This window comes from Chitinophaga flava, from assembly GCF_003308995.1.
Classification (GTDB): Bacteria; Bacteroidota; Bacteroidia; order Chitinophagales; family Chitinophagaceae; genus Chitinophaga; species Chitinophaga flava.
On sequence record NZ_QFFJ01000002.1, the window covers coordinates 478,572 to 492,514 of the forward strand.

9 protein-coding genes are annotated in these 13,943 nt (G+C 47.4%); all 9 read left to right on the top strand.

Annotated features, from left to right (window positions below):
* Positions 1-11: 11 nt before the first annotated feature.
* A complete protein-coding gene (locus DF182_RS18375) occupies positions 12-1,415 on the top strand; it encodes a RagB/SusD family nutrient uptake outer membrane protein (RefSeq protein WP_113617291.1) in 1,404 nt (467 codons plus the stop codon).
* A 20-nt stretch (positions 1,416-1,435) separates the two neighbouring features.
* Positions 1,436-2,473, top strand: a complete 1,038-nt coding sequence (locus tag DF182_RS18380; protein ID WP_113617292.1) for a cyanophycinase — start codon at positions 1,436-1,438, stop codon at positions 2,471-2,473.
* A gap of 24 nt (positions 2,474-2,497) precedes the next feature.
* On the top strand, positions 2,498-3,538 hold the full coding sequence (locus tag DF182_RS18385; RefSeq protein ID WP_113617293.1) for an isoaspartyl peptidase/L-asparaginase family protein: 1,041 nt from the start codon (positions 2,498-2,500) through the stop codon (positions 3,536-3,538).
* A gap of 331 nt (positions 3,539-3,869) precedes the next feature.
* Positions 3,870-4,469, top strand: coding sequence for an RNA polymerase sigma factor (locus tag DF182_RS18390; RefSeq protein ID WP_113617294.1), 600 nt, complete (start codon positions 3,870-3,872; stop codon positions 4,467-4,469).
* Positions 4,470-4,555: 86 nt separating this feature from the next.
* Positions 4,556-5,707 (top strand): FecR family protein, encoded by a 1,152-nt coding sequence (locus tag DF182_RS18395; RefSeq protein ID WP_113617295.1) that lies wholly within the window; start codon positions 4,556-4,558, stop codon positions 5,705-5,707.
* 92 nt (positions 5,708-5,799) lie between these two features.
* Positions 5,800-9,264, top strand: coding sequence for a SusC/RagA family TonB-linked outer membrane protein (locus DF182_RS18400; RefSeq protein WP_113617296.1), 3,465 nt, complete (start codon positions 5,800-5,802; stop codon positions 9,262-9,264).
* A gap of 10 nt (positions 9,265-9,274) precedes the next feature.
* Positions 9,275-10,783: a RagB/SusD family nutrient uptake outer membrane protein gene (locus tag DF182_RS18405; RefSeq protein ID WP_113617297.1), complete on the top strand. Its 1,509-nt coding sequence runs from the start codon at positions 9,275-9,277 to the stop codon at positions 10,781-10,783.
* 6 nt (positions 10,784-10,789) lie between these two features.
* Positions 10,790-11,641: an endonuclease/exonuclease/phosphatase family protein gene (locus tag DF182_RS18410; RefSeq protein WP_113617298.1), complete on the top strand. Its 852-nt coding sequence runs from the start codon at positions 10,790-10,792 to the stop codon at positions 11,639-11,641.
* 8 nt (positions 11,642-11,649) lie between these two features.
* Positions 11,650-13,683, top strand: a complete 2,034-nt coding sequence (locus DF182_RS18415) for a DUF5689 domain-containing protein (RefSeq protein WP_113617299.1) — start codon at positions 11,650-11,652, stop codon at positions 13,681-13,683.
* Positions 13,684-13,943: the final 260 nt, after the last annotated feature.

A 13,943-nucleotide genomic window follows, 5' to 3' on the forward strand; every position in this document is an offset into this window, starting at 1 on the left:
CGCAGCACATCATGATCCGTTATTTTCAACATACCGTTAAATACCTGGCGCTGATGCTGCCGGTATGCCTGCTTTCGTGCAACAAACAGCTGGACCTGTCGCCTACCGATAAGATCATTGATCCGGGAAGAACCTTCCGCAATGTGTCTGACCTGAACGGCGGCCTGCTGGGTGCTTACACAAGACTTACCTATAATACAATATACAATGTATCGCTGGTGACAGACGAATGTATGCTGCCCAGTGAAAACGGTACCGGTGGGGGAGTAGCCTCTTACCGCTGGCAGATAGATCCCGGAAGTGGTACCATCACTTCCTCCTTCGATGAGTATTATGTAACGATAGACCGTGCCAACCGCGTGCTGGCGGCCTTACCGAAGATACCTGCCAAAGGAGATGAAGTGGCACAGAAAGAGCAGTACCAGGGTGAGCTGCTGGCACTGAGAGCATACTGTCATTTTCAGTTGCTGCAGAGTTATGCACAGGCTTATACTGCCAGTGCGCTGGGTGTCCCTTTCATGGATGTTTCTGTGATCAGTTCCCCTGCCCGTAATACTTTTGGGGAGGTGATGACCAGAATAGAAGCTGACCTGAAGACCGCCAAAAAGCTGGTCCCTGCTTCTTTTGATGATAACACCCGTATTACCGTGGCAGCTGTTGCTGCTATACAGGCACGGGTAGCCCTATACGAAAAAAAATGGGATGATGCCGTAACCTATGCCACTGAAGCCATCAATGCCATACCACTGGCCTCCATAAGCAAATTCCCCGGTATCTGGAAGGATACTGATGAATCAGAAGTGATCTGGAAGCTGAAACAGATGGCAGGTACCAACAACGGTCTGATCGGCGGTGTATATTTCAAAAAACGTGTAGCCTTATACGTTCCCTCCTTCGAGTTGATCAAACAATTCGATAAAGACAATGATGTACGTTACACTTCCTATATCCAGTATGATGATACGCGTGGATCTGGTAAATCAGCTTATCTGGTGAACAAATATGCCGGAAACTCCGGTAACCCGGGACTGGCGGATATTAAGCTGTTCCGTACCGGAGAGATGTACCTGATAAGATCAGAAGCACTGGCGGAGCTGAACAGGCTACCCGAAGCAACCACCGACCTGAATGACCTGCGTGCTGCACGTATCAACGGTTATGCGCCGGAAGCTTTTGCCGATAAAAATGCACTGATCACCGCCTTATATAACGAACGCTTTAAGGAGCTGGCTTTTGAAGGACATCGTTTGTTTGATCTCCGCAGAAGACAGTTGCCGGTGACCAGAGATCCTGAAGATGCAATAAATACGCTGGGCGCGGTATTGCTGAATCCTGGTGACAGGGGATATGTGTTCCCTATTCCGGATGCGGAGACTAAAGCCAATAAAAACATGGTGCAGAATACGCCTTATTAGTAAACCCATAAGATTGTCAGATGAAAGGATATAAATTGATAGGGTTGTTAACGGTGACGGCTATATATTTTAATGCCTGTCAGCAACAAACAGCTCCTCGTGTGATACCGGGCCGCCCGGCTTCTATCGGCTTTATTGGTGATACAGCCGATGTTACCACACCTGTAAAAGGAGGGGTGGCGCTGATTGGCGGCGGCGGTAATGTAAACGGCGCTTTTCAATGGATGATAGAACGCAGTGGTGGTGGTGATGTGGTGGTACTGACAGCTTCCAACAACGGAAGTTATAATGCAGACATTGATTCCCTGGGTAAGGTAAATTCTGTGGAGACGCTGAATATCACCAGCCGGGAGCTGGCAAATAATGATACCGTAGCGCAGATCATTCGTAATGCGGAGATGTTGTTTATTGCAGGCGGGGACCAGTCCCGTTATATGAACAACTGGCGCGGTACCAAAACAGGGGCTGCGATCAACTACCTGCTGCAGGAGAAGAAAGTGCCGGTAGGTGGCACCAGCGCAGGCTGTGCTATCCTCAGCGGATTGTATTACAGCGGAGAAGGAGGCAGTGCGGTGTCTGACAGTGTGTTGGCTAATCCGTATGATTCACTGGTAACAGTATATAACAACGACTTCCTGCATGCACCTTATCTGTCGTTGGTGATCAGCGACCAGCATTATGTAAAACGTCACCGTCAGGGAAGGCATGTAACGTTTATGAGCCGTATCATTGCTGATCATGGTATTTTCCCCAGAGGCATCGCGCCGGATGAGAAAACAGCCGTGTGTATCGACGAACAGGGCATGGCCAAAGTATTTGGTGCCAGCAAGGCTTATTTTATATTGACAGATAGTCTTAAAAAACCTGAACTTTGTGTGAAAGGGCAGCCGCTGCAGTGGAACTGTAACGGGCAGGCCCTGAAGGTATATGAAGTGCCGGCGTCAGCCACCGGCAACGGTAGTTTCCGGGTATCCGACTTTGATCCTGCAGCTGCGAGCGGTGGTACCTGGTATTGGTGGTGGGTGGAAAATGGCGTGTTGAAAACGAAGCAGATTTGATTATCTTAAAATAATACAGTTTACATGAAAAGAGGTTTTTGCTATCTATTACTGGTTTGTTGCCTGGCTTTGTCCTGGAACACAGGCATGGCCCAGAAAAAGGGGCCTTATGTGCTGGTGATACATGGAGGCGCGGGCACTATCCTGAAAAAGAATATGTCGCCTGAGATGGAGGCTGCTTACAAAGCTTCCCTGAAAAAAGCGCTGGAAAAAGGATATGGTGTTTTACAGTCCGGCGGAAGCAGCCTGGATGCGGTAGAGGCCACCGTGCGGGTGATGGAAGATGATTCTCTTTTTAATGCCGGCAAAGGTGCGGTGTTTACACATGATGGCCGTAACGAGCTGGATGCCGCTATTATGAACGGTAAAAACAGAGCCGCCGGCGCCGTAGCAGGCGTGACTGTGATCCGTAATCCTATCAGCGCTGCCCGTGCTGTAATGGAGAAATCAGAGCATGTAATGATGATAGGCCCCGGTGCTGAAAAATTTGCTAAAGAAGCAGGCTTGGAAATAGTAGATCCTTCCTACTTCAGGACCGAATCCCGCTGGAAAGCGCTGCAGAAAGCCCTGAAAGAAGACTCCCTGGCTGCTGCCCGCTCCAACGCCTATACGAATCCTGCCAAACTGGGTATCATTAACAAAGATAATAAGTTTGGCACCGTAGGTGCGGTAGCGTTAGACAAACAAGGTAACCTGGCCGCTGCTACCTCTACCGGTGGCATGACCAATAAAAAATACGGCCGTGTAGGTGATTCTCCCATCATCGGAGCAGGCACCTACGCCAACAACAATACAGTGGCCGTATCCTGCACCGGCTGGGGCGAGTATTATATCCGCAACGTAGTGGCCTACGATCTCTCTGCCCTGATGGAATACAAAGGTCTCTCCGTACAGGACGCCGGTAAAACAGTGATCAAAAAAGTAGGTGACATGGGCGGCGATGGCGGTCTCATCGCCCTCGATAAAAACGGTAACATGGCCATGCCTTTTAATACGGAAGGCATGTACAGAGGTACTGTTACTAAAGATGGGAAAATTGAAATTTATATCTACAAGGAACTGTGATGTTTATGATTCCGCTGATGTACCTGATGAGCATAGATATTAGCGAAAGAAATATAACATATAAAATTAAGGCTGTTTGATTCAATCAAACAGCCTTAATTTTATATGCCTATCTTCGCTCATCAGGAACATCAACGGAATCATATACATCACAGTTAATGTTATATAATTATGAATTCCGGCTGACTGATATTAGTGTAGGGATTATCGGAATCAACGGCCACTGGCGGATTTGCAGCTAACGATAGGGTTTTCATGTGTTAACGGTTTTTCCTATAGCCTTTACAGTGACCTGTACACCATACTATATTTGTGACCAAAATCTATATGGATGAACGTCCGCGAGCTACATACAGAGACTGACCTGTTCCGTGCGATTGCCAGCGGCAATGAAAAAGCTTTTGAAACGCTCTTCAATAAATATCGTAACAAAGTATACACGATTGCATTTAAGATCACCGGTTCTGAGGAGCTGTCCGAAGAGATCGTACTGGATGTATTCCTGAAAGTATGGTTAAAAAGGGAACAGTTACCCGGGCTGGAATACTTTACAGCCTGGCTATTTACCATTACACGCAATCGTGTGTTTAAGACACTTAAACAACTGGCTCACCGCGCCACTGACCGCCCCATCACCGAGGAAGAAGAATGGTTGTTGACACCGGCAGATACTTCCAGCTCTATGCTGCTGGAGAAAGAGTATCGTCAGATATTACAGGATGCCGTTGGTCAGTTATCTCCCCAGCAAAAGAAAGTATACCATCTGATCAAGGAACATGGTATGAAAAGAGAAGAAGCCGCCAAAGCCTTGAATCTTTCTCCGGAAACCGTGAAACGCCATCTGGCAGAGGCGATGCAGTTTATCCGCACCTATTGCAGCTACCACCTGGGCACCTATGCCGCCCTGCTGATTATTAAGGAATTGTTATGAAGCAGATTTTTTCTGTAGTCCGCTGACCCATTTTTCTTTTTAAGGGATTTCTTTTGATGTAACCGGTCATAAATCCGGTCAACAGGATGTCTTATTTCAAGTCATTATTTCGTAAATCACTGGATCGTACCAATACGGCAGCTGAGGAAAAGGAGCTGCAGGAGCTCATTGCACAGTCGCAGCACGATGAAGAGCTGTTGCAGCTGCTGGATGAGGTAATTGCCGAAACAGAGGAGGAGCTGGTTCTCCCGGAACATCGGGCCGGGGAAATTCTTTCTATCATTCTGCATACCAGGATGCAAAAGAAGAAACAGCACCGGCTGGTGCAGATGGGCTGGTGGGCTGCTGCTGCGGCAGTTTGCCTGCTGCTGGGTGCTTCCTGGTTTTATTTCGGGCATAACACGCGGACAGTCGTTCCCTCTGCTTCACCAACACTGGCCATACAAGACATCCGGCCTGCATCGCAGAGCGCTATACTTACACTGGCTGATGGCAGCCAGGTAGCACTGGACAGCCTGCAACCCGGCAGTATCAGTAATACAACAGGTGCCGCTATCCAATTACAAAAAGGAAGCATTATTTATACAGGTGGTCAGCAAACAGCTGCCGCGTATAACACACTCTCCACCCCACGTGGCCGTATCTTTCATCTGGTGCTGCCTGATGGCTCCGAAGTATGGTTGAATGCAGCCAGTTCTATCCGTTACCCTATCGCCTTTACAGGAGCAGAGCGGGTGGTGGAACTCTCCGGGGAGGCCTATTTCGAGATTAAACAGGCTGCTACCAAACCTTTCCGGGTAAAAACCGGTGATCATCGGGAAATAAGAGTACTCGGAACAGGGTTTAACGTAAACGCCTATACTAATGAGCCCGAAATGGCTACCACACTGTTACACGGTAGTGTTCAGGTGGTGAGCGCCCAACATAAAATGATACTGAAACCCGGTCAGCAGGCGGTAATGAACAATGAAGCTATTCGTCTGCAAGAGGCTGATACCAGCCAGGTGACTGCCTGGAAAGAAGGTATGTTTCAGTTTGATAATACCGATATACAAACTGTCATGAACCAGCTGGAGCGATGGTATGACATAGAAGTGATCTATGAAAAAGGTATTCCTGATATCCGCTTCGGCGGGAAACTGGAGCGAGACCTGAGTCTTAGCCATGTACTCCGGATATTGGAAATATCAAACGTACATTATCAGCTGAACGGAAAAAAACTAATCATCACACAGTAATCAATAATTACATACCAACTATTACTGCGCCAGAATGCGCAGCAGGGCAGCGTTTGCCTGTAACGATCCTTCATACAAATTCTGAAATCATAATGTTCACAAAACAGCTTTACACACAAAGATCTTCATTTCCGCCTGGCCATAGGTCCAGTCAGAACAGCAGCCGGCCATCCGGCAAGCGCCGCCTATGGCCATGTATATTGCTATTTGCCGCTATCCTGTGCCTGGAGGTACAAGCCGGAACCATGGGACAAACCGTCACCCTCGCCGGGAAAAATCTTTCTTTCAGAGAGATCTTTCATGTCCTGGAAAAACAAACCGGATATGTTGTTTTCTACAATACAGCTATGCTCAGTAAAACCAAACCTGTAACAGTGGCGGTAAAGAACATGAGCGTAGTGGATTTTCTCCGCACGGTGATGGCAGACCAGCCGATCGATTTTGAGATCAGCGTGAAAACCATTACCATCAAGGAGAAGAACAGCGTCTCTGTAGAAGTGGTACCAGCGCAGACTAACAGGGAGCTGGCCAAAGACCCGCCAGTAAAGGGAAAAGTGACCGACAATGAAGGTAATCCGCTACCTGGTGCTACAGTAGCCGTTGCCGGCGGTACACGTGGTGTACAGACTAATGAAAAAGGAGAATTCAGTATAGAAGCTGGTAGTAATGCTACGTTGCTTGTTACCTATATTGGCTTTGAAAGAAAAGTGATCTCCCTGGCTCATGATAAACAACCGCTGACGATACAGCTGGTACCGGCTAAAAAAGATATCAACGAAGTAGTCGTAATCGGTTATGGCGCAGTGGCCAAAAAAGACCTTACCGGAGCCGTTTCTGTAGTACGTCCTGCCGATATTGAAGGCCTGCCTGTCACCAGGGTAGACCAGATGCTGCAGGGCCGTATTGCCGGCGCTGAGATCGTATCTACAAGCGGAGAGCCCGGCGCCGGTACGTCGGTGCGTATCCGTGGGACCCGTTCTATCAGCGCCAGCAACGAACCGCTGTATATCGTAGATGGTCTGATGGACGGTATCACCAGTCTGAATGAACTGAACCCTTCTGATATCGCCTCCATCAACGTATTGAAAGATGCTTCTTCCACTGCTATCTATGGTTCCCGTGGTAGCAATGGTGTCATCATCATCACCACCAAATCCGGTGTCAACCGTTCAGGCAAAACCAACTTCACCTTCCGTTCAGACCTGGGCAGCTCCGTATTGCCCCGCTACCTGGACCTGATGAATGCTACTGAGTTTGCCCAGTTACAAAACGATCGTTTTTATTTCAGCAACGCGGCTAACCCTACCCGCCCGCTTGAAGAATATCCTTATCCGGACCCGCTTTCCCTGGGTGAAGGCACCAACTGGACCAAAGAAATCACCCGTGTAGCTCCTTATCAGAACTATACGTTGTCGGCCAATGGCGGTGATAAAGCCACCCAATACTATTTTTCGGCCAACTATAACGACAACCAGGGTATCATCAAAAACAGCGGTATGCAACGTTATCAGGTGCGTTTGAACCTAGACAGGACCATCAGCCGTTACGTGAAGGCTGGTGTACGGTTCAACTATTCACAGCTGATGCGTAAGCTCAATAACGCTGATATAGGCACCAACACGTTATGGTACCGCTCCACTATTTTCCTGGCACCTACCATGGCAGCGTACAAACCTGATGGCAGCTTCAACGATTGGAACACCCAGTGGTACAGCGGTACCTTGTTTGACTCGCCAATAGCCAACGTAGAACTGAAACAGAATGATGCACTGGAGAAAAGCCTTAGCTCTATGGGCTACATTGAAATCACGCCGGTGAAAAATATACTCATTCGTTCAACCCTGTCTTATACAGACTACAGCAAAAACGAGAACCAGTTTACACCATCTACCATGCCTTCCCGCGCCAATGCTAATAGCGGAGGAGCTGCCTATAAACGCAGTTATTATGATAATAACATCCTGAATGAAAATACCATTACCTATAAAAACTCCTGGAACCGTAAGCACAACCTCGATGTGATGTACGGTTTCACCCTGCAGAAGAAAAAATTTAATAATATGACCGCTAGTGGTAGTGGTTATTTTATTGACGGCATTGGTCCAAATGATATAGGTGCACTGCCTTCCAAAGAAACCATCTCTATTGGTTCATCGCTGGAAAACCAGGGCCGCATGTCGCACCTGGCACGCATCAACTATAACTACAAGAATAAATACTATCTCACTGCCACCGGCCGTGCAGACGGTGCTTCCAACTTTTCCAAAGATCACAAATGGGCTTACTTTCCTTCCGCCGCCTTCAAATGGAATGTTACCAGTGAACCTTTCATGAAACGTTTCCGTGATATCAGCGAACTGTCGGTTCGTGTGAGTGGCGGTACTTCCGGTAACGATGCGATATCCCGCTATCAGTCATTATCCCGGATGAACTCCACCTCCTCCGGTTATCTTTTCAATGGTACACAGCCGGTAGCGTATTATCCCGGCCGTATTGAAAACGAAGGACTCACCTGGGAAAAAACTACTTCCTACAATGCCGGTCTGGACTTGTCTTTCCTCAACAAAAGGGTAGACATCTCCCTGGACCTCTATAAAAGTTTTACTTCAGATCTGTTGCTGACCGTTCAGTTGCCGAGCCATACCGGCTACAGCTCCAGGCTGGCCAACATCGGAAAAACATCCAACAAAGGCATTGAGCTGTCCATCAACACTGAAAATATCAGTAGAAAAAATTTCTCCTGGTCCACTACTTTCACCATCGCGCGTAACAAGCAGTTAGTGGAAGATATCGGCGGGCTCGATAAAGTGTCTGTATATGATAATCCTTATGGCGCACAATACATGATGTATGGCTATAAAAAAGGACAACCGCTGAATGCCTTATGGGGCATGCAATACGCCGGCACCTGGAAAAGTCAGGCTGAAATAGACCAGGATAAAATAGATAAAAAGTATGCTTCTGCAGCTGTTAGTTATTATTCTCCCGGTCGTCAGCGCTACATCGATCAAAACCATGATGGTATCCTCGACAACAAAGACCTGGTGTACCTGGGCAACGCAGATCCTGACTTTTATGGTGGTATACAGAACACCGTTCGTTTTAAAAAGCTGAGTGTTTCCTTCTATTTCAACTACAGTGTGGGTGGGCAGATCTATAATCCTACCGAACTGTTTATGGGCACTGGTACTTATCTGAGCAATCAATTCCGTTATATGGTGAATGCCTGGCATCCCGTGCGGAATCCGAATTCCGATTATCCGAGGGCAGACTCCAAAGATGACATTCCCAACGATCGGTTTGTGCATTCGGCCACCTTCCTGCGTTTCAAGAATTTCTCCATTGCTTATCCTTTTGACCTGAGCAAAATCACACATAAGAAACTGCAATCACTTTCGCTGTCGCTGGGTGGCAATAACCTGGTGTTGTGGAAGTATTACAACGGCTATGATCCGGAAGTGTCTACACAGAGTGGAAGCTCTACTATTCGTCGCATGGACAACGGGGCTTATCCGTCCAGTCGTACGATCACTTTTGGTGCTGAATTAAAATTCTAAAAGTATTGGTATGAAAAGAAAATACAGTTATCTCCTTTCTTTATTGCTGCTGGCGGGTGTTAGCTTGTCCACCGGCTGTAAAAAACTGCTGGAGGAAGATCCCAGTAGCTTTGTTAGTCCGGGTGAATTTTTTCAGAACGAGAATCAGTGTATTGCTGCATTGAACGGTTGTTATATTCCGCTCAACAGCGTGTATACAGCTGATTTCATGATTGCGCAGGAAGCTGCTACAGACCTGGCTTTCCTGAACTCATCCGCGCTGGATGCCAAATTCGAAATATCACCAGCCAATCCTGGAATGGGTGATAATTTATGGTCGGCCTGTTATAATGGTATCATGTATTGCAATGCGGCGATATATGGCATTGAAAATGCTAAGGTGGCCGCCGACCGGAAACCTGCGCTGAAAGCGGAAGCGGTGGCGCTGCGGGCGTTGTACTATTATCTCCTTACCAGTACTTTCAACGATGTACCATATTATACGCAGAATATCAGTAGTCTGAGTGCTTTGACTGAGGTGATGAAACTGGGCAGAATGAGTGCGGTGGAAACCAGGGACAAGCTGATCAAAGAACTGCAGGAATATGCGCCGAAGTTGCCACAGGCACGTACTTCAGAGGTGCCTCAAAATAGAATATCTGCCGCTATGGCGTATATGCTTATCGGTAAGATGGCACTGTGGAATAAGGAATATCAGGTATGTGCAGATGCTATGCAGGCTATTCGCAAGATTTATGGCCAACTGGCGCAGTATCCGTTAAAGGATACCTGGTTCCGTAATAAAAACACGCCGGAATCCATTTTTGAAGTACAGTTCACCTGGTCGGCCACCGGTCTGAGGAAAACATCTACAGTGGCCTGTTTCTTTACGCCCACCAAAACAGCAGGTACCAGCACCTATGATGGGGTAAACATACCAGAATTGGGCTCCAAAGCCAATCCTTTCGTCTCCATTACACCTACTGAATACTTCATGGGACTGTATGACTTTGCAGATCCACGTCGTGAAACTATTTTGGCCTACAGCTATAACGGCACCTATTTCAAACGGCCCATGCAAAACAATGGTACCGGCAAAGCCTGGATGGGGCCTAAATTCTGGTGCCCGGGCATGGACAATGTGTCTGATGGTAACAACCAGAAAGTGTTCCGTTATGCAGACGCATTGCTGATGCTGGCTGAAGCGGCCAATGAAACCGGCGACGCAGGGCTCGCACTGCAATGCCTGAACGAAGTTAAATCCAGGGCATACGACGGCCTTAAACTTCCCGCATATCCCGGTAAAGATCAGTTTTTTGAAGAAGTGAAAAAAGAGCGTGCGCGTGAACTGATGGGAGAATACGGTCGTAAATGGGACCTCGTAAGATGGGGGACCTTCTACAAAGTTGTTAGCCAGACATCCGCTACAGAATATGATGTCATCAAAAACAACCTTCGCCCTTACCATGAATACTATCCGATACCGGACAAAGAAGTACTGCGTTCCGGCGGCACCTTAACTAATCCAGCTTATAAATAATTTATCATGAAACGTTTTCTGAAGATTGCTTTTTTATTGTTTTGTCCTTTTTATATAGCCGGTGCTCAGGCACAGGCGCCGCTTCGGGTATTGAGTTATAACATCCTGGAAGGAATGACCACCGATACTACCAAAGGGAAGAAAGTATTTGTAGAGTGGGTGAAACAGTTCAACCCGGATATCATGGCATTACAGGAATGTAATGGATTTACCCAGAAATCACTGGAAGAACTGGCCGCTACCTGGGGGCATCCTTATGCCGTGATCGTAAAAGAGAATGGTTATCCTACCGGCCTCACTTCCAGATATCCTATCACCGATATTCAGAAGGTGAATGAAAACATGACCCATGGCTTTATCATGGCTAACGTGAACGGCTATAACGTTGTTGTGCTGCATCTCAATCCGCACAAGTACCGCAAAAGAAGAGAAGAGATAGCCAGTATCCTGGCCAATACAGAAAGAAAAAATGATAAGGGCAACTGGATCATCATGGGAGACTTCAACTCCAATACACCACTGGATAAAAACCGGCTAGACTCCAACAGAATCAAGGGCTGGCAGGCCAACGCTATCAAGAAAAATCCCAATATCGACAACCTGGTGGATGGCAACCTGATAGATTACGACGTACAGCAGCGTATGCTGAATGCCGGTTTTACAGATGCTATCTATGAATCTGACAGGCAGGAAAAGGCTGTTTCCGGAAAGGATACCATACGTACCACCACCCGCATTGATTACATCTATCTCAGTAAGGACCTGGCAAAGAAGTTAAAGACCTGTCATTTCATTTATGATGATTTTACAGCTAAATACTCCGATCACCAGCCGGTATACATGGAAATTAAAAAATAAAAACCGCCATGGGAAAATATCTGTTTATAACAGCCTGTTTATTATTGGGGATCATCTCGTGTCGCAAAACGGAAGATTATAAATTCAGCACTCCGCTGGGCATTGATACCCGCATTGTGCAGGTAGGCGCTGGCGCCGATACTACCCGCATTATCGTATATGCCGACGGCGACTGGAATATGGAGCTGGCAGCAGAAACACCCTGGCTGCAGCTGCAAACCAGCAGCGGGCATGGCAAAGGCAATGCGCTGATAGAGGTAAAGGACAACAGCGGTCAGTTACCCCGTGCAGCCAAACTGGTAGTCAAAGGAGGCGGTAAATCAGATACCATCGTGTTGCAACAGAAAGGTATTACGCCACTGCTGGCTATCACCGATGAAACAGCACAGACTATCGCCAACGGGGGAACGTACAAATCAGCCATCAATACCAATATACCACTGGATTTGATGACAGTAGGGTATGGCTACGATTCTTCCGGTACCACCAACTGGGTATCCGGCCTGCAGATAAAAGACGGGTATCTGTTTTTTAAGGTAGATACCAACCAGCTGGCGACAGCCCGCAGCGTGGCGTTGCGGTTGAGTTACCTGGATGCACTGGGTACCACCACCAGAGATACCATCCTTATCAAACAACAGCCTGGGATGAGTTATGAAGGCGCCATACAAAAGGATTTTGCCTATGTAAAACAAACACTGGCCAACGGCGTGATCAATGAGAATATCTATGTGGAAGGGGTTGTGGTCAGCGACAAAGGACATCCCAATATCGCCCGCAACCTCAATACACCCGCCAACAAACACAACCTGGATAAAACGGAAAACAGTATAGCCGTTTACGTGCAAAGTCTGGATGGCAGCAGTGGCCTCTATTTCAGGACCAAAACACCTGGTGATAATATCTTTAACTTCAACGACCGTGTGAAAATATGGTTGAAAGGCACCAGCATTCAGCAGTTGCCAAATCCTTCCCGGACCATCATCTCAGACCTGGATGTAGTACATATCATGAAAAAAGATGTAGGTACCGGAGTACTGCAGCCAAGAGAAAAATATATGTCACAGCTGACAGACAATGATCTCTATACCTATGTAAAACTCAAAGAGGTGGAAATATCCGTCCCTAGTGGTTCCTTTACGAATATCAATGAAGGTTATACGGCGAGGATGGATTGTTACCCCACGAGCATCCGCGATATTCAGGGCAGCAGCATGTATATGCTTACCAACCTGGATGTTGCTTACCGTCGCGATGGCAAGCGGGTGCCGCAAGGCTCCGGCAATATCACCGGCATCCTGGTACATGAAGAATACGAACGTTATGGCGGTGATATCGGGCGTTATTCCATTCGTCATCTGAAGAGAGAAGACATCGCGCTGAATGATGACCGGAATAATGGCTTCTCCAATGTGCTGGCAGAATGGAGCCGGTTTAAAACCGAATACGCTACTACGCCTACAGATGCGCAGCATCCGCTTACCCCGGACATCGGCACAGGACGTATTTATCAGAGTGGCAAAAAATGGCTCGACTATACCGCCAACGGTATCTCGGGCACTACGGATTACAACGCGCTGATACAGGAGCCTACCACCAACAAGGGCGCCGTTGCCAATGGTGGCTGGGGCGCCAAAGGCTGGTGGAACAACACTACCAATACCGGTGAATACTGGGCGATAGAAATGTCTACTGCCGGCATCAGCACACCAGTGTCTTTACAGATAGAAGGTAACACCGATATCGGCGGCCCCCGCAACTTCGTAGCTGAATGGTCGGCGGATAATACCAGCTGGAATAGTTTAGGCAGCTTCACATTTGAAGATGTGGCCAACTGGTCTAATACCCTGCTTACACAGGTGGCAGGATATAAAGTGCTGAACTTCCAGCTGCCACAGGCAGCATCCGGACAAGATCATTTGTATGTCCGGTTGAGAGTGGCGAATAAAAACGTAGGCACCACTACCGCAGCTAGCGGCGGAACATTATCGACGACAGCTTCATGCAGATTGGTGCATGTGTCGGTGAAGTATAATAAGTAGGAGAATATTTTTAATAGGGGCCAGGGGATCATCTGAAAAGGTGATCCCCTGCTTCGTTTTTATTGTGCATGTATTATCTTCAGCTTTAGGATTCATTCCAACAAATTAGCAGAAAGATGTTCAGTTTGATAATCAAAGACTGTATTGATCAGGAAGATCTACTAACCAACTTATCACAGTTTTTCAAAAACGAAGTGTCTATCGCTTATCTTGATATGGATAAAGAAAGGCATGAGGATAAGCGATAATCTGCTTAATCC

What these genes read in the sequence shown, in the direction of transcription:
- DF182_RS18385 (WP_113617293.1), top strand. Translation starts at nt 2,498, where the DNA reads ATGAAAAGAGGTTTTTGCTATCTATTACTGGTTTGTTGCCTGGCTTTG.
- DF182_RS18395 (WP_113617295.1), top strand. Translation starts at nt 4,556, where the DNA reads ATGTCTTATTTCAAGTCATTATTTCGTAAATCACTGGATCGTACCAAT.
- DF182_RS18400 (WP_113617296.1), top strand. Translation starts at nt 5,800, where the DNA reads ATGTTCACAAAACAGCTTTACACACAAAGATCTTCATTTCCGCCTGGC.
- DF182_RS18380 (WP_113617292.1), top strand. Translation starts at nt 1,436, where the DNA reads ATGAAAGGATATAAATTGATAGGGTTGTTAACGGTGACGGCTATATAT.
- DF182_RS18405 (WP_113617297.1), top strand. Translation starts at nt 9,275, where the DNA reads ATGAAAAGAAAATACAGTTATCTCCTTTCTTTATTGCTGCTGGCGGGT.
- DF182_RS18390 (WP_113617294.1), top strand. Translation starts at nt 3,870, where the DNA reads ATGAACGTCCGCGAGCTACATACAGAGACTGACCTGTTCCGTGCGATT.
- DF182_RS18410 (WP_113617298.1), top strand. Translation starts at nt 10,790, where the DNA reads ATGAAACGTTTTCTGAAGATTGCTTTTTTATTGTTTTGTCCTTTTTAT.
- DF182_RS18375 (WP_113617291.1), top strand. Translation starts at nt 12, where the DNA reads ATGATCCGTTATTTTCAACATACCGTTAAATACCTGGCGCTGATGCTG.
- DF182_RS18415 (WP_113617299.1), top strand. Translation starts at nt 11,650, where the DNA reads ATGGGAAAATATCTGTTTATAACAGCCTGTTTATTATTGGGGATCATC.